Origin of the sequence: Pseudomonas sp. GR 6-02, from assembly GCF_001655615.1 — a bacterium.
GTDB lineage: Bacteria > Pseudomonadota > Gammaproteobacteria > Pseudomonadales > Pseudomonadaceae > Aquipseudomonas.
The window spans coordinates 4,936,334-4,951,027 of record NZ_CP011567.1; the positions used below are offsets into that span (position 1 = coordinate 4,936,334).

At 60.2% G+C, this 14,694-nt stretch carries 16 protein-coding genes; 7 read left to right on the top strand and 9 right to left on the bottom strand.

Going from position 1 to position 14,694, the window contains the following annotated elements; genetic code table 11:
- Window positions 1-76 precede the first annotated feature (76 nt).
- The gene (locus PGR6_RS21590; protein WP_064619681.1) at window positions 77-2,131 is read left to right on the top strand and encodes a S9 family peptidase; all 2,055 of its coding nucleotides are present in this window, start codon (window positions 77-79) and stop codon (window positions 2,129-2,131) included.
- An 86-nt stretch (window positions 2,132-2,217) separates the two neighbouring features.
- Window positions 2,218-2,691, top strand: coding sequence for a cyclic nucleotide-binding domain-containing protein (locus tag PGR6_RS21595; protein WP_018926758.1), 474 nt, complete (start codon window positions 2,218-2,220; stop codon window positions 2,689-2,691).
- Between the two features lie 3 nt (window positions 2,692-2,694).
- Here PGR6_RS21595 and PGR6_RS21600 read toward each other — a convergent pair whose 3' ends face one another.
- Entirely contained in the window at window positions 2,695-2,979 is a 285-nt protein-coding gene (locus PGR6_RS21600; RefSeq protein WP_018926759.1) for a hypothetical protein, read from the bottom strand.
- Window positions 2,980-3,074: 95 nt separating this feature from the next.
- On the opposite strand from PGR6_RS21600, the gene PGR6_RS21605 reads away from it, so the two are divergent.
- The 4 genes from PGR6_RS21605 to PGR6_RS21620 all read left to right on the top strand — a co-directional run bounded on the left by PGR6_RS21605 (window position 3,075) and on the right by PGR6_RS21620 (window position 5,221).
- A complete protein-coding gene (locus PGR6_RS21605) occupies window positions 3,075-3,761 on the top strand; it encodes a spermidine synthase (protein WP_018926760.1) in 687 nt (228 codons plus the stop codon).
- 49 nt (window positions 3,762-3,810) lie between these two features.
- A complete protein-coding gene (locus tag PGR6_RS21610) occupies window positions 3,811-4,185 on the top strand; it encodes a YajD family HNH nuclease (RefSeq protein ID WP_007942195.1) in 375 nt (124 codons plus the stop codon).
- A 107-nt stretch (window positions 4,186-4,292) separates the two neighbouring features.
- On the top strand, window positions 4,293-4,763 hold the full coding sequence (locus PGR6_RS21615) for an RNA methyltransferase (protein WP_007942196.1): 471 nt from the start codon (window positions 4,293-4,295) through the stop codon (window positions 4,761-4,763).
- Between the two features lie 80 nt (window positions 4,764-4,843).
- The gene (locus tag PGR6_RS21620) at window positions 4,844-5,221 is read left to right on the top strand and encodes a YgaP family membrane protein (protein ID WP_064619684.1); all 378 of its coding nucleotides are present in this window, start codon (window positions 4,844-4,846) and stop codon (window positions 5,219-5,221) included.
- 39 nt (window positions 5,222-5,260) lie between these two features.
- Here the strand turns inward: PGR6_RS21620 and PGR6_RS21625 are convergent, their stop codons facing one another.
- Together PGR6_RS21625 and PGR6_RS21630 are read right to left on the bottom strand one after the other, a co-directional pair.
- Window positions 5,261-6,490 carry a hypothetical protein gene (locus PGR6_RS21625; RefSeq protein ID WP_064619686.1) on the bottom strand — a complete coding sequence of 410 codons (1,230 nt, stop codon included), beginning with the start codon at window positions 6,488-6,490 and terminating at the stop codon, window positions 5,261-5,263.
- Between the two features lie 159 nt (window positions 6,491-6,649).
- The gene (locus PGR6_RS21630) at window positions 6,650-7,099 is read right to left on the bottom strand and encodes a YcgN family cysteine cluster protein (RefSeq protein WP_052966452.1); all 450 of its coding nucleotides are present in this window, start codon (window positions 7,097-7,099) and stop codon (window positions 6,650-6,652) included.
- Window positions 7,100-7,374: 275 nt separating this feature from the next.
- Here PGR6_RS21630 and PGR6_RS21635 point away from each other — a divergent pair, with 275 nt between their 5' ends.
- Window positions 7,375-7,968 carry a nitroreductase family protein gene (locus PGR6_RS21635; RefSeq protein WP_064619689.1) on the top strand — a complete coding sequence of 198 codons (594 nt, stop codon included), beginning with the start codon at window positions 7,375-7,377 and terminating at the stop codon, window positions 7,966-7,968.
- A 91-nt stretch (window positions 7,969-8,059) separates the two neighbouring features.
- Here the strand turns inward: PGR6_RS21635 and PGR6_RS21640 are convergent, their stop codons facing one another.
- The 6 genes from PGR6_RS21640 to PGR6_RS21665 form a co-directional block, all read right to left on the bottom strand.
- Complete coding sequence (locus PGR6_RS21640) at window positions 8,060-8,992, bottom strand: D-2-hydroxyacid dehydrogenase (RefSeq protein ID WP_064619692.1); 933 nt, start codon at window positions 8,990-8,992, stop codon at window positions 8,060-8,062.
- Window positions 8,993-9,111: 119 nt separating this feature from the next.
- Window positions 9,112-9,405 carry a YcgL domain-containing protein gene (locus PGR6_RS21645; RefSeq protein ID WP_064619695.1) on the bottom strand — a complete coding sequence of 98 codons (294 nt, stop codon included), beginning with the start codon at window positions 9,403-9,405 and terminating at the stop codon, window positions 9,112-9,114.
- A complete protein-coding gene (gene rnd / locus PGR6_RS21650) occupies window positions 9,402-10,535 on the bottom strand; it encodes a ribonuclease D (RefSeq protein WP_064619698.1) in 1,134 nt (377 codons plus the stop codon). Before rnd ends, PGR6_RS21645 begins: the two co-directional genes overlap by 4 nt.
- A 117-nt stretch (window positions 10,536-10,652) precedes the next feature.
- The gene (locus PGR6_RS21655; RefSeq protein WP_064619701.1) at window positions 10,653-11,315 is read right to left on the bottom strand and encodes a class I SAM-dependent methyltransferase; all 663 of its coding nucleotides are present in this window, start codon (window positions 11,313-11,315) and stop codon (window positions 10,653-10,655) included.
- Between the two features lie 73 nt (window positions 11,316-11,388).
- Window positions 11,389-13,038, bottom strand: coding sequence for a phosphoethanolamine transferase (locus tag PGR6_RS21660; protein WP_018926767.1), 1,650 nt, complete (start codon window positions 13,036-13,038; stop codon window positions 11,389-11,391).
- A 166-nt stretch (window positions 13,039-13,204) separates the two neighbouring features.
- Window positions 13,205-14,587: a glutamine synthetase family protein gene (locus PGR6_RS21665; RefSeq protein WP_064619704.1), complete on the bottom strand. Its 1,383-nt coding sequence runs from the start codon at window positions 14,585-14,587 to the stop codon at window positions 13,205-13,207.
- Between the last annotated feature and the right edge of the window lie 107 nt (window positions 14,588-14,694).

Consider the following 14,694-nt stretch of genomic DNA (forward strand, 5'->3'; position numbering starts at 1 on the left):
AGTAACGACTTTTCGCACTTCAGGCTGCCCCGCCGTCTGCGATCCCCCAATTTCGTACAACGTTCGAGAGTCCTTCATGCCCCTATCCGCCAACGTTTCCGACGCGCCCATTGCCCACAAGGCCGACGGCGATGACCCGTATGCCTGGCTGCAGGAGCGCGACACCGACGCAGTGCTTGATTACTTGAAAGCTGAAAACCGCTATCAGGAGGCGCAAACCGCCGATCAGGCCGGGCTGCGCGAAATCCTGTTCGAAGAGATCAAGGGGCGGATTCTCGAAACCGATCTGTCGCTGCCCTCGCCCTGGGGCCCGTACCTGTATTACACCCGCACCACGGCCGGCGACGAATACGCCCGTCATTACCGCTGCCCACTTCCGACCGATGGCAGCCTGCACATCGACGAAAGCCAGGAACTCCTGCTGCTCGATCCGAACGTGCTGGCCAAGGGCGGTTTCTTTTCCCTGGGCGCGTTCAGCGTCAGCCCGGACCACCAGCGCCTGGCCTACAGCATCGATTCCAGTGGCGAGGAGGTTTACACGCTGTTCGTGAAGGAGTTGTCCAGCGGCCGCGTCAGCGAACTGGAATTCCAGGACTGCGACGGCAGCATGACCTGGGCCAATGACAGCCTGACGCTGTTCTTCGGTGAACTCGACGACACCCATCGCCCGCACAAACTGTTCCGCTATCGGCTGGACGGCACCGCCGCCGAAGAAGTGTTCCATGAACCGGACGGCCGATTCTTCCTGCATTGCTACCGCTCAAGTTCCGAACGGCAATTGCTGCTGTCGCTGGGCAGCAAGACCACCAGCGAAGTCTGGGTGCTCGACGCCTCGCTGCCCCATCAGGCCTTTACCTGCCTGGCACCACGGGTCGAAGACCATGAGTACGATGTCGACCACGGCAAACTCGATGGCGAGTGGACGTGGTTGATCCGCACCAACCGCGACGGCATCAACTTCGCCCTGTACCAGGCCGCCGACACCGGCGTCGCGCCGACCGAAGCCGACTGGCAGAACCTGATCCCCCACAGCGACGCGGTGATGATCGATGGCATGAGCCTGAACGCCGAGGCCATGACCTTAAGCCTGCGTGAAGGCGGCCTGCCGATCATTGAAGTCCGCCCACAAGGCCTGGCGCCGTATCGCGTGCAATTACCGGACGCGGCCTACAGCCTGCATGTGCAGAACAGCCTGGAATTTGTCAGCGACAGAATCCGTCTGCGCTACGAGGCTTTGAACCGTCCGGCGCAAATCCGTCAACTGATCCTGGCCACCGGCGAGCAGAAAGTCCTCAAGGAAACCCCGGTGCTCGGCCCGTTCGACGCCGACGCGTACGTCAGCCAGCGGCTTTGGGCGACGGCGCCGGACGGTACACAAGTGCCGATCAGCCTGGTGGTCAAACGCGAATTCCTCGGTAAACCGACGCCACTTTATCTGTACGGATATGGCGCTTACGGCGAAAGCCTCGACCCGTGGTTCTCCCACGCCCGCCTGAGCCTGCTGGATCGCGGCATGGCGTTTGCCATCGCGCATGTTCGCGGCGGCGGTGAATTGGGTGAAGCCTGGTATCGCGCCGGCAAGCAGGAACACAAGCACAACACTTTCAGCGACTTCATCGCCTGCGCCGAACACCTGATCGCCAACGGTTTCACCACCTCATCGCAGCTGGCAATCAGTGGCGGCAGCGCCGGTGGCCTGCTGATCGGCGCGGTGCTCAATCAGCGGCCGGAGCTGTTCGGTGCGGCAATAGCCGAAGTGCCGTTCGTCGACGTGCTCAACACCATGCTCGACCCGGAGTTGCCGCTGACCGTCACCGAATACGACGAATGGGGCAACCCGCAAGAGCCAGACGTCTATGATCGGATCAAGGCCTACGCCCCGTATGAAAACGTCACCGCGCAAGCCTATCCGGCAACGCTGGTGATCGCCGGCTACAACGACAGTCGCGTGCAGTACTGGGAAGCGGCCAAGTGGGTGGCGAAATTGCGCGCGACCAAAACCGACACCAATCCCCTGCTGCTCAAGACTGAATTGGGCGCCGGGCATGGCGGGATGAGCGGTCGCTACCAGGGATTACGTGACGTAGCCCTCGAATACGCATTTGTTTTGAAGGTTTTGGGCATTGCCTGAGGAACTTGGCCCGGCGTCCCGGTCTTAACACCAGACGCCGGGCGCGCCTGGAACAGCAACAGACACAAGAAAAAGACCGTGACGACATGTCAGAACCGACCTTACTGAACAAAGAAATTCGCGACTGGCTGATGGACTGCGGCCTGTTCGATCAACTGCTGCCGGCCGACTTCGTGGCGGCTTCAGGTTACTTCAGCATCAGCACCATCGCCGAAGGCGAAGAGATCTTCCATGAGGGCGATGCCGGCAGTTTCATGTGCATCATCCACACCGGCCAGGTTGCGGTGCAGAAGACCAACAGCGAAGGGCAACCGGTGACCATGGCCACCTTGCGCAGCGGTCGGGCGTTCGGCGAAATGGCCGTGCTCGACGGCGAACGGCGCTCAGCCAGTTGTGTGGCCGCGAGCAACTGCCAGTTGCTCAACCTGGGCAAGGACTCCCTGGAAAAGATGCTCAACGAAGCGCCGAAAATCGCCGCCAAGATCATCCGCGCCCTCGCCGTCTCCCTCTCCAAACGCTTGCGCATGGCCGACGGGCAACTGCTCTCGCAGCAGATCTAGACACTATCCGCCCGGCGTTTTGATTTTCGTCGTGCTCGGCTCAAGGCCCGGCAAGGTCTGGTCCTTGGGCGGGTTGGGCATTTCGATCGGCGGCAACAACGGTGGCCCACCGTTGCCGGTCTTGGGCACAGTGGTCGGGGTAATCTGCGGGTACGGCGTCGGCGTAGCAGTGCCGGGCGAACCGGGTATCGGCGTAGGGCCGGTGGGGATGGTTTGCTGCTCCTGGGCCTGCACTGCAGTTATCGAGAGCGCGGCCAAGGCAATGGCCGTTAGAATGATGCGCTTCATCAATGGCTCCGTTGGCCTTGTGGTCTATTGCAGGCTACTCCCAACTGCGCTCGTTTGCCTTCTTCCGCCTGTCATTTTCTCCTCAAGAGAGCCCCATGAAACGTTTCGTTCTGCTCGACACCACCCCCATTCCTGAAAACGGCGGTGCCCTGTGCCTGTTCGAATACGGCGAAGACTTCGTCATCAAGATTCAGGGCGGCGATGGCGGGCAGTTGATGAACACCCGCATGCACGGCTCCGAAGATGCCCTGGCGCAAATCCCCTGCCGCAAGGTCGCCGGCCGGCCGAATTCGCGGGTATTGATCGGCGGCCTGGGCATGGGCTTCACCCTCGCCTCGGCGCTCAAGCATTTGGGTAAGACCGCTGAAGTGGTGGTCGCCGAACTGGTGCCCGGCGTGGTGGAGTGGAACCGTGGGCCGCTGGGGGAAAAAGCCGGCAACCCATTGCTCGACCCGCGTACGGTGATCCGCATGGAAGACGTGGCCAAGGTGCTGCAAGCCGAGCCGCAGGGTTTCGACGCAATCATGCTCGACGTCGACAACGGTCCCGAAGGCCTGACCCAGAAAGCCAATAGCTGGCTGTACTCCGCCGGTGGCCTGAGCGCCTGCGCCAAGGCCCTGCGACCCAAGGGCGTGCTGGCGGTATGGTCGGCCAGCGCTGACCGGCAGTTTTCCGACAAGCTGAAAAAGGCCGGCTTCAAGGCCGAAGAAGTGCAGGTCTTCGCCCACGGCAACAAAGGCACCCGCCACACCATCTGGATTGCCGAGAAGCTCAAGGGCTAGGCTAAACTTCAACACATAACCGTCATTAGTCTTTTACAAAGGTGAACCCATGAGTTCGTCAACGCCTCCAACCAACACCTCAAAGTTGGACCGCATCCTCGCCGACAACCAGCGCGACAAGGAAATGGGTTACCGCGACAAGGCCCTGAAGATGTACCCGCACGTGTGCGGCCGCTGCGCCCGTGAGTTCTCCGGCAAACGCCTGAGCGAACTGACCGTGCACCACCGCGACCACAACCACGACAACAACCCGCAGGACGGCTCGAACTGGGAGCTGTTGTGCCTGTATTGCCATGACAACGAGCATTCGCGTTACACCGATCAGCAGTATTTCGACGAAGGCTCGCTGAGTACGCCAAAGATTGCCAAGGCGACGCATAACCCGTTTGCGGCGTTGGCCGGACTGATGAAGAAAGAAGACTGAAGGTCTGCTGATCGTTCCCACGCTCCGTGGGTACGATCATCTCCAAACTGAACACCCCTCCCCCAATCCCCGTATAATCGCGCTTTTTTCCCGAAGGCACCCCGCTCGTGGCAGACAAACGGTACAGCTGCATTGGTTTGTATAACCCCAAATCACCGGAGAACGTCGGTTCGGTGATGCGCGCCGCCGGTTGCTATGGCGTGGCGTCGGTGTTTTACACCGGCAAGCGCTATGAGCGCGCCGCCGACTTCGTCACCGACACCAAGAAAGTCCACTACGACATTCCGCTGATCGGCATCGATGACCTGAAGAAAATCCTGCCGCTGGGCTGTGTACCGGTCGCGGTAGAACTGGTCGACGGCGCCCGCTCGCTGCCGGAATACACGCACCCGGATCGCGCCCTCTACATCTTCGGCCCCGAAGACGGTTCACTGGATAAAGAGATCCGCGACTGGTGCGAAGACGTGGTCTATATCCCGACCACCGGCTGCATGAACCTGGCGGCCACGGTCAACGTGGTGCTGTACGACCGCATGGCCAAGGGCAACAACACCCGCTCAGGCCCGAAATTCCGCTGAATCACCGCACATCCGATGGAACGAGCCGACCGCCTCGGCAGTCAGCTTAATTATCCATTCTTGAAGCCTGGAGACAGATCATGAGCGACCTCAAACGCGTAGAGCGCATCGAATCCACCCCGTTCCAGACTCAGCCCGCGCAGAACGTCCAGGGTTGGGAGCGCATCGGTTCCCTGGCCGGCGGCGTGGTGATGGTCGGCAAAGGCCTGCGGCGCGGTGGTGTGTTCGGGTTGATTCAAGTGGCCATTGGCGGCGTAGCGATGGCGCGGGGTATTACCGGGCACAGTTCGGCGAAAAGCTTTCTGGAAAAGAGCCGTCAGGACATGGTTAACGCTCGGGCCAGGATTGAGCGTGCCGGGGAAGAGTTGAGTCGGTTGAAGGCCAATGCCGAGGCGGCGACCAAAACCACCACCGTGACCGGGAATGATTCTTTGAAGTCGCCGAAAGCCGGGGTTTGATCCGGAATTTTCGGTGAGGCTCAGGGCCTCTTCGCGGTCTTACTGAAGCAACCCGGTATCAAGCACCTTGGAAGACTCGCCAATAACGCTCTCACTGAGCTGAACGAATTCCTTGGTATCGACACTCTCCAAACGCATCGCCCCACGCAATACATCATCCAGCGAACGCTTGTTGCGGGTCTTCAGGCGAATCTCGCGATCCAGTTCCTGCAGCAACACCACCGCTTTGGCCACCTGCGCCGGGTTGATCTGCTCCCCGCGCAAGGTGGTGACCTTCTGGCTGTCCTTGGCCAACTTGCTCTGCAGGCTCTCATACCGCTCATCACTCATGCCGCCCGCACGGCGCACCAGTTCGATGGCGTAATACTCGGCAAACCCTTCGCTGATCCAGCCGCTGCGCTGGCTGTCGTTGATCCGCCCGAACACCTGAGCCAATTCACGCATCAAGGTACTGGTGCCGCTTTCGCTGACCAGCGGCAGGCGGCTATTGAGATAGATCGATTCCCGCGCGGCCAGGCTGCCACGCCACATCGGGTCATTGGCGCCGACGATCAGCAATTTGCTGGGGTGACGCGGAAAAACTTCCTGCACTTGCGGCCACACGAACGTCAGCAGCGTCAGCACATCCATGCGGCGCATCCCCTGGCCTTGGGGCGAGGCCACGGTGACTTCGGTTTCCCCCAACCGCGTGCGACGGCTGCCGAGGTTACCGGCGAGCATCCAGCCAGTGGGACGGTCGAACAGGCGCGAGACGTTATCGATGCGGAACTTGTTTTTGCCGATCCGCGGCCAGGCGGTTTCGACGCTTTTCCAACCGGTGGGCAATTCGAATTCCAGGCGTGACACCAACTCGATACCGTCCTGCTGATCGAGTTTCGCCGCGGGCACCAGGTCATCGCCACGCATCAGCGCCCACGTTGGCGTCATGCGTGTATCGAAGCTGCCGCTCTTGCGCCCGTGGCTGATGCGCACGCGGTAGGTCAGGCTGGCCTTGTCGGCGGCCGGGCGCCAGACACCACGGACCTGCGTGCCCGGTGTGAGCTGCCATTGGCCGTCGGCCTTGAAATCACTGTAGTGACTGCCGTCGCCCAAGTCGAAATCCAGACTGCGCACTGCCGAGCCTTGGGCCAGGGTCAGGCGCACTTCGGCCTGATCGCTTTGCGGCAACAGGCGCACGTGATAATCCAGATCGACTTTCTTCGCCGCCCACACGGGCGAACTCAGGACCAGCAGCCCGACAGCCAACGCCCGGAGCACTCCCACCGCCATACACACTCCTATTGTGGCGAGCGAGCTTGCTCGCGCCGGGCTGCGTAGCGGCCCAAAATTCTTGTGATCACCGCCGATTTTGTGAGTGCTGCGCACTGGAGCGCCAGCCCGGTCAAGCGGGAGCAAGCACCCTCGCCACAGACTAAATGGCATCGGGAATTAACCCGCGCGAAAAATCAGGTGATCTTCCCAATCGTCTTCGGCCACGCTGCCTTCGGCGAGCATGCGCCCGGACTGGGAAATACGCTCGTGATGCACCGCCTCGCGATCACCACACACCAGGTGATGCCAGAGCGGCAGGTCCTTGCCTTCGCTGACCAGTCGATAACCACAGGTCGGCGGCAACCATTTGAACTCATCGGCCTTGCCCGGCGTGAGCTGGATGCAGTCGGGCACAAAGTCGCGACGGTTGGGGTAATCGGTGCACTGACAGGTTTTGAGGTCCAGCAGTTTGCAGGCGATACGCGTGTAGTAGACGGCGTTGTCGTCTTCATCCTCGAGCTTTTGCAGGCAGCACAGGCCACAGCCGTCGCACAGCGATTCCCATTCCTCTTGATCCAGTTGATCGAGGGTTTTGCGTATCCAGAACGGTTCGACTTTGGCGGCCATGGCTCAAGCATCAACATCAGGTGGTGAAAAGGCCGCCAGTCTAGTGCCAAGGCATCGGCGGGCCAAGCATTGGCGACTGCCGGTACGACGGCACTTGTCAGTTTTTGCGCCACCCAGTAGCTTTGCCAGTCGCAAGGAGCCCTCCCCAAGTGCCATTAACGCTCAACCGCGTTGCATTCAGGTGAACTGCTGGCTCAAAAAAAACTGGCGCTCAGCTCAACTGTACCCGCCGGTTTTTCGACGACCCCCACTTTCAAACGTAAAGGAATCTCTTGATGAGTGCTAATCCACGCGTTGCCGATTACGCCATTCACCCTCAGTTCACCGATCGCTGGTCGCCCCGCGCCTTCACCGGTGAAACCATTCCCGAAGAGACCCTGCTGAGCTTCTTCGAAGCCGCCCGCTGGGCACCATCGGCGTACAACTCGCAGCCTTGGCGGTTTCTCTATGCGCGTCGCGACACGCCGAACTGGGAGCGTTACCTGGGCCTGCTGAACGAGTTCAACCGCAGCTGGGCGCAGCACGCCTCGGCACTGGTGATCGTGATCTCGAAAATCACCTTCGTGGCACCTGGCGCCAGCGAAGAAACCCCGGCGCTGTGGCACACCTTCGACACCGGTTCCGCCTGGGGCCACCTGGCGTTGCAAGCGAGCATCAGCGGCTGGCACACCCACGGCATGGCCGGTTTCGATCAGGAGCTGACCCGCAAGGAGCTGAACATTCCTGAAGGCTACGCGCTGCACGCCGCCGTGGCGATCGGCAAGCTGGGCGACAAGGCGACACTGGCCGAGTACCTGCAAGCACGTGAAGAGCCGAGCCCGCGTCGTCCGCTGAGCGAGTTGGCGGCTGAAGGTAATTTCACCCTGTAAAAACAAAAGGTCGCAGCCTGCGGCAGCTCCCTACAGGTGTTCACAAAGCCCTGTAGGAGCTGCCGCAGGCTGCGACCTTTTCAGCTGCGCCTCAATACCCGCGCGCGAAATCCACTTCCCCACGCAACGCTTCACCCGCCTGATACGCCCGCAGGTTCTCGACAAACAGCTTCACCATCGCCGGTGGCGAGGTCGGTGCCGAGCTGTGGCCGGTCAGCAGCAGGCCCCACGCGGTCCAGAACGGATGACGTTGCGGCAGTGGTTCCTGACGGCAGACGTCGATCACAGCCCCGGCCAGATGCCCTTCCTTCAAGGCTTCCACCAGATCCGCATCGACCACCGCAACGCCGCGTCCGACGTTGATGAACAACCCCGTCGCCTTGAACTGCTTGAACAGGGCAGCGTCATACAGGTCGTGCGTATTGGGGGTATTCGGCAGCAGATTGATCACGTAATCCACCTCACCGACCAGGCGCGGCAAATCGCTCAGCGCGCCGACTTCGACAAAGGGCGCCTGCTCCCGGGCAGTGCTGGCGATGCCGTATAACTCGACGCCAAACGGCAGCAGAAACTGCGCCACTGTCTGACCGATATCACCGGTGCCGACAATCAGCACCTTTCGTCCAGCCAGGCTTTGACCCTGGCGATTGTCCCATTTGCGCTCGACCTGGCTGACCAGCCGCGCCAACACTTCGCGCTCGTGGCCGAGCATGTAAGTCAGCACGTATTCAGCCATGACCTGACCGAAAATCCCTACCGCGCGAGTCAGCCGATAGTGCCGTGGCAAGCCATCGGCCAGCAGCGGCGTGATACCGGCCCAAGTCGACTGCAACCATGCAGGCGTGTGGCCCTGACGCAACAGCGTCGCCAGCAGGTCCGGCTGACCGAGCCAGACCTGGCAGTCGGCGGCCTGACGGGCCAGTTCGGCGGAGTCGCCGCTGGTCAATACTTCCAGATCAGGCGCTACCTGACGCAACAGTTGGGCATACACAGGGTGGTCGTGTTCAGCAATCAGAACGCGCATGTTTCAAACCTTTCAAAAGCAGTGCAGACGACCGCCGACAGAGGATCACTCCATCGTCACGGCCATCGCCAAAATCATTCCAGTGTTTCATAAGGCTCTGAATAGAGCCTGTCTGCCGATTACATCGGGTCGTTGCGGCGCAGCAATTCTTCCGGCAAGTGTTCGATGTATTCATCCTCGGCCGGTGGCATTTGCAGGTGGTAGCCCTGCTTTTCGAGGTTCTCCAGTACTACAGCAATGTCTTCGCGCGACAGCTTGCGCTCGGGGGTCAACACCAGGTCGAAAGCGTGGATGGCTTTGCCGAAAGCCGCCATCAGGGGTTCAGGCACGCGCTCCAGTGCATCGCTTTTGAGCACATAGAGGTACATCCCGCTTTTCTTCGAGCTTCGATAAATCGAGCAAATACGTTTCAAGGCTGTTCTCCGGCGGTGGCCAGGCTGTCGAGCAGCGCCTGGCCCATCAATTCGCGGCGCCAGCCACGCAGCGAATCAGGCAATTGGTAAGGACCATTGGGGAAGCCGCTCTTGAGCAGCGCTTCCAGGGTTTTCTTGCGCAGCATCAGCTCCGGCGCGATGTTCAGGCGCTCGGCTTCGGCCTGGCCGATGGCACGCAGCTGTTTGACCAGCGCGGCGGCTTCCACCGGCAATGGCTCCGGCACCGCTGGCGGCCACTGATCAGGCGACACACTGCCAGAGCGCTTGATCAGATCAAGCAGAAATTCGCCGTCCTGACGCACGGTGCGCGGGTGCATGTCTTCGATTTTCGCCAGTGCGCCGAGGTTGTCCGGTTGGGTGCGTGCCAACGGCCACAGTGAATGTTCACGGATAATGCGGTTGCGCGGCAGATCACGGGCGCGGGCTTCACGCTCGCGCCAGGCGCAGAGTTCACGCAACACGGCGAGCTGGGCGCGGGACAGCTTCCAGGCCAGTTTGGCGTCGCGATAGACCTCGTACGGGTCGACCTCGCGCCGCAGATTGGCGACCAGCTCGGCACCGTCTTCCAGGACCCACGCGTATTTTTCGTCAGAAAGCTTCGGACGCAGCTGTACAAAAACCTCCGCCAGATGCACGGCATCTTCGGCCGCGTAACTGATCTGAGTCTCGGACAGTGGACGTTGCAGCCAGTCGGAACGGGTCTCGCCCTTGGGCAGGTCGATGCCGAGCACGTCCTGCACCAGCCGCGAATAGCCCATGGAGAAACCCAGGTTCAGGTAAGCAGCGGCCAGTTGGGTGTCGAACAGCGGCGCCGGCAGACTGCCGGTCAGGCGCAGCAGGACTTCGAGGTCTTCGCTGCACGCATGCACGACCTTGACCACGGCCGGGTTTTCCAGCAACGCGGCCAGGGGCTGCCAGTTGTCGATGGTCAGTGGGTCAATCAGGTAAGCACGTACGCCATCGCCGATCTGCAGCAGACCTGCGATCGGGTAAAAGGTGTCGACCCGCATGAATTCGGTGTCGAGGGCAACGAATGGCAGCTGCTGCCACTCGGTGCAAAATTGACCGAGGCTATCGTTGTCGCGAATCCAGTGAATATCGATGGCCACACGGCTCTCCCTTGAAGAATGGCGCGCAGTATATATCGCCCCCGGCGATTTCCGCGCATCCACTGAACAAGAGCTTTAGCGAAAATACCTGCCGGACAGCAAGAATTGTCTGAAAGGCTAGCTGTCCTTACGCAACACGTAGACCCGCATCTGCGTGCAACCCGGTACCAAGTCCTGATGACTGAGCAAGCAGAAACCCGCTTGCCTGAACTCGGCCTCAAGCTCGGCCTTGCTGGCCTGTGGCTGGGCCTGTGCGCCCTCCACGTCCGAACGCTCGAGCTTGAAACGCCCATCAACCCGCACCGCCACAATCACGGTATCGCGACTGACCCGGTGGAACTCGCCCAGCATGGACAATCGATGCTCGGGACAGGCGATGCGTTGAAACAGTTGCAGGCAAAAAATGCAGTCAACCGCATTCGCCGACAAGCCGATGGTGAAGGCAGAACTCTGAAAGGTCTTGATCCGTTTCAGCAGGTTCTGCGGATGGTGGGTGCTGGCGTGATCGAGCATGTCCTGAGACGGATCGGTCGCGAGAATCACCCGGTTCGCATGCTCGGCCAGAACTGGCCAGAAACGCCCGACCCCGCAGGCCACATCAAGAATCAATCCCGGTTCGCCAGCGACCTGAAGCGCGTTACGCACCAATTGCTCTTCGCGCCAGAACGTCAAACGCCCCGCCAGGCCGCGCGGTCGCGGCTGTTTACAGACGCGGGCGTGTTCCTGATCGTAGCGCCGGGCGAACTCAAGCTCGAAGGCGGATGGGGGCTGCGCGGACATGTGTAATGGCTCTTGTTGGATGTTCCAGGCGCCGCAGATTAGCGGTCGTTACGTGAAAAAAAGCTCGAGTCGCTCATTTTTTGGCCAGCACACCGTCGCCCATTGCGCCGCGGCATCCGGCGAACATATCCAGACCCGGGTTGTAGACCGTGCTGTTGACCTCCAGCAGACCGAGCATCGAATGGAACAGGTTGTCCTGGCTCAAGGGTTTTTCACGATTCAGTTGCAGGCAATGGGTGTCCACCGAGAACGACTTTTGATAGCTGTCGGAGAACCACGCCAGCATCGCTACATGTTTCTGTTGTTCCGGTGCGAGCATGTAAGGCGTGCCATGCAGGAACAGGTTGTATTCGCCCAGCGACTCGCCGTGGTCCGACAGATACAGCATCGCGGTATCGACTTTGCCCTGGTTGCTGCGCAACAGATCGATCAGGGTCGACAGCACGTGGTCGGTATACACCAGCGTATTGTCGTAGCCATTGACGATGCTTTCGCGACTGCAATTGTTCAGCGCATTGCTTTCACACACAGGTGTGAAGTGTTCGTATTCTTTCGGGTAGCGCTTGAAGTATTCCGGACCGTGACTGCCCATTTGGTGCAGGACCAGCACGGTGTCTTTATTCAGCGTGTCGATGAAGTGCTGCATGCCTTGCAGGAGAATTTCATCGCGGCACTCGCTGTTGGCGCACAGCACAGGGTCTTTCAGGTCACTCACGTCATCGACAGTGACCCGATCGCAGGTGCCTTTGCAGCCCGACTGGTTATCGCGCCAGATGACCTCGAGACCTGCACGCTTGAGCACGTCCAGCAGGCCTTCCTGGTTCTTCGCCTTGCTGGCGTCGTAATCCTTGCGACCCATGTTGGAGAACATGCAGGGCACCGACACCGCCGTTTCCGTCCCGCACGAATGCACATCGGTGAAGGCAATCAGGCCGGATTCCTTACTCAGTTTCGGCGTGGTGTCTCGGTCATAACCCAGGATGCCGAAGTTCTCGGCCCGGGCACTTTCGCCCACCACCAGTACCGTCAGGGATTTACGGTCGTGGGCCTGCCAGGCCGGTTTTTTCTGGGCATCTTCACCCAGTTTGGCGAAAGGTTGCCGTGCAGACACCACTTGCTCACGCAGATAACCGAACGAGGCACCGATGTAGTTGCTCGGCACCACCATCAGACGCAATTCATGGTGATTGCGAAACAACGACGACAGGCCTTGATAATTGACCAATGCGACACCGCCAATCACCGCAACCGACGCGACACTCACCAGCACTTTACTTAATAACTCACGGTGCCAGCGACGATAATTAACCGGGATTTTCCACAACAACCACGACGGCAAGACGCCGAGCAGCACGATATAAACAAACAGTTTTAGCGAGAGTAAGTCGCGTACTTCCGTGGCATTGGTTTCGGCGAAGTTACGCAACATACCGGCGTCGATCAGCACGCCATATTGGCTCATGAAGTACGCCACACCGGCACTGATCAGAAAGATCAGCGTCAACACGGGTTTCATCACGGGTCGGAATGCCAGCAAGGTCAGCACAATGTTGAAGGCCGCCAGGATCATCAGCCCGAACGCGACACGCATGACGATGCCTTGACCGTCTGCTGCGGTGATATCGAAGAGGTGTTGCCAGAGAACTAAATTGAACCCTGCCAATAGAAAGGCACTGGAAACCAACGTCACCCATTCGGGGCGCACGGCTTTGAACTTCAACATGTGATCAGCTGTTCCTGAAAAGATGTGCCCGCGGCAAATGTGAAAATTTCATTGACCGAGACGCCACAAATCTTAATCAGTCAACCATCAATATTTCGTGAAAAAGAAGCCAACGAATAGTTGGCTTCTGGTATTAGGCCAAAACTTCCAAGACTGGCGACCCGTTTCAAGCCTGATGCAGATACCAGCGCCAGTCCTGCTCACCGACTTCGCCCATGAATTGCCGGTATTCGGCTCGTTTCACTGCCAGATAGACACCTAGAAACTCACTGCCGAATGCTTCCCCGGCCCAATTCGAGCCTTCCAGCGCTCGCAACGTGGTCAACCAGTCGGTCGGCAACAATTGCGCGGCCTGGGCGTAACCGTTGCCCTCCACCGGCGCCCCGGGGTCAAGTTGCTCGCGGATGCCGCGATGAATACCGGCCAGGATCGCCGCCGCCGCCAGATACGGGTTGGCGTCGGCACCACAAATACGGTGCTCGATATGCCGGGAGAATGCCGGCCCGCCGGGCACTCGCAAACTCACGGTGCGGTTGTCCACGCCCCAGGTAGCCGCCAGAGGGGCGTAGCTGTTGGTCTGGAAACGGCGGTACGAGTTGGCGTTCGGACAGAACAACAGCAATGCATCGAGCAATGTGGCGAGCATTCCGCCGACCGCGTGTTTGAGCAGCGGCGTGCCGTCCGGGGCCTCGCTGGCGAACAGGTTATTGCCGTCCTTGTCCGCCAGGCTGACATGCATGTGCATGCCGGTGCCGGCCAGGTCATCGAACGGCTTGGCCATGAAACAAGCCGTCATCCCGTGCTTGTGCGCCACGCCCTTGACCAGCCGCTTGTAGCGCACGGCTTCGTCCATCGCCTGCAAAGCGTCGGTGCGGTGTTCGAGGGTGATTTCCACTTGCCCCGGCGCGTATTCGGAAATCGCCGTGCGCGCCGGAATGCCCTGGAGCTTGCAGGCGCTGTAGAGGTCGGCCAGAAATGGCTCGATCTGTTCCAGTTCACGCAAGCCGTAGACCTGAGTCCCGCGTGGCCGCCCGCCATCGACATCCCGCGCCGGTTGCGGCCGACCGTTGCCGTCGCGCTGCTGATCCAGCAGATAGAACTCCAGCTCCGCCGCCATCACCGGGTAATAACCGTCGGCCTGCAAGCCTTCGATGACCTTGGCCAGCAGGTGCCGTGGGTCGGCGATGGTCGCGGGCATGCCCTCTTGCGGATGCATGCTGACCTGCACCGCCGCCGTGGGAATCAATCGCCACGGCATGCGCTGCAAACTGCCGCTGACGGGATAAGCGCGGCAATCGATATCACCGACGTCCCAGACCAGACCGGAGTTTTCCACGTCATCGCCATTGATGGTCAGTCCCAGGATGGTACTCGGTAGTGGCCGACCGCTTTCATACACCGCCAGCAACTCATCGCGATGCAGCAATTTGCCTCGTGGCACACCGTTGTTGTCGAGGATGAACAGCTCGAACATCTCGATATCCGGGTTCTGCTCAAGAAAGGTCAGGGCTTGCTCTTTGGTAGCGAAGGATGTCTTGGCACAGCTCATGGGAATTCTCGTCTATCCGCGTCAGGCAAACGCACAGGCGCCGCCGGTTTGATCCCGGCGCATGGCGCGGGACCTGTCAGAACAATCAGCGGGAGATGCAGGAATCC

What these genes read in the sequence shown, in the direction of transcription:
- PGR6_RS21590 (WP_064619681.1), top strand. Translation starts at nt 77, where the DNA reads ATGCCCCTATCCGCCAACGTTTCCGACGCGCCCATTGCCCACAAGGCC.
- PGR6_RS21595 (WP_018926758.1), top strand. Translation starts at nt 2,218, where the DNA reads ATGTCAGAACCGACCTTACTGAACAAAGAAATTCGCGACTGGCTGATG.
- PGR6_RS21600 (WP_018926759.1), bottom strand. Translation starts at nt 2,979, where the DNA reads ATGAAGCGCATCATTCTAACGGCCATTGCCTTGGCCGCGCTCTCGATA.
- PGR6_RS21605 (WP_018926760.1), top strand. Translation starts at nt 3,075, where the DNA reads ATGAAACGTTTCGTTCTGCTCGACACCACCCCCATTCCTGAAAACGGC.
- PGR6_RS21610 (WP_007942195.1), top strand. Translation starts at nt 3,811, where the DNA reads ATGAGTTCGTCAACGCCTCCAACCAACACCTCAAAGTTGGACCGCATC.
- PGR6_RS21620 (WP_064619684.1), top strand. Translation starts at nt 4,844, where the DNA reads ATGAGCGACCTCAAACGCGTAGAGCGCATCGAATCCACCCCGTTCCAG.
- PGR6_RS21625 (WP_064619686.1), bottom strand. Translation starts at nt 6,490, where the DNA reads ATGGCGGTGGGAGTGCTCCGGGCGTTGGCTGTCGGGCTGCTGGTCCTG.
- PGR6_RS21630 (WP_052966452.1), bottom strand. Translation starts at nt 7,099, where the DNA reads ATGGCCGCCAAAGTCGAACCGTTCTGGATACGCAAAACCCTCGATCAA.
- PGR6_RS21635 (WP_064619689.1), top strand. Translation starts at nt 7,375, where the DNA reads ATGAGTGCTAATCCACGCGTTGCCGATTACGCCATTCACCCTCAGTTC.
- PGR6_RS21640 (WP_064619692.1), bottom strand. Translation starts at nt 8,992, where the DNA reads ATGCGCGTTCTGATTGCTGAACACGACCACCCTGTGTATGCCCAACTG.
- PGR6_RS21655 (WP_064619701.1), bottom strand. Translation starts at nt 11,315, where the DNA reads ATGTCCGCGCAGCCCCCATCCGCCTTCGAGCTTGAGTTCGCCCGGCGC.
- PGR6_RS21660 (WP_018926767.1), bottom strand. Translation starts at nt 13,038, where the DNA reads ATGTTGAAGTTCAAAGCCGTGCGCCCCGAATGGGTGACGTTGGTTTCC.
- PGR6_RS21665 (WP_064619704.1), bottom strand. Translation starts at nt 14,587, where the DNA reads ATGAGCTGTGCCAAGACATCCTTCGCTACCAAAGAGCAAGCCCTGACC.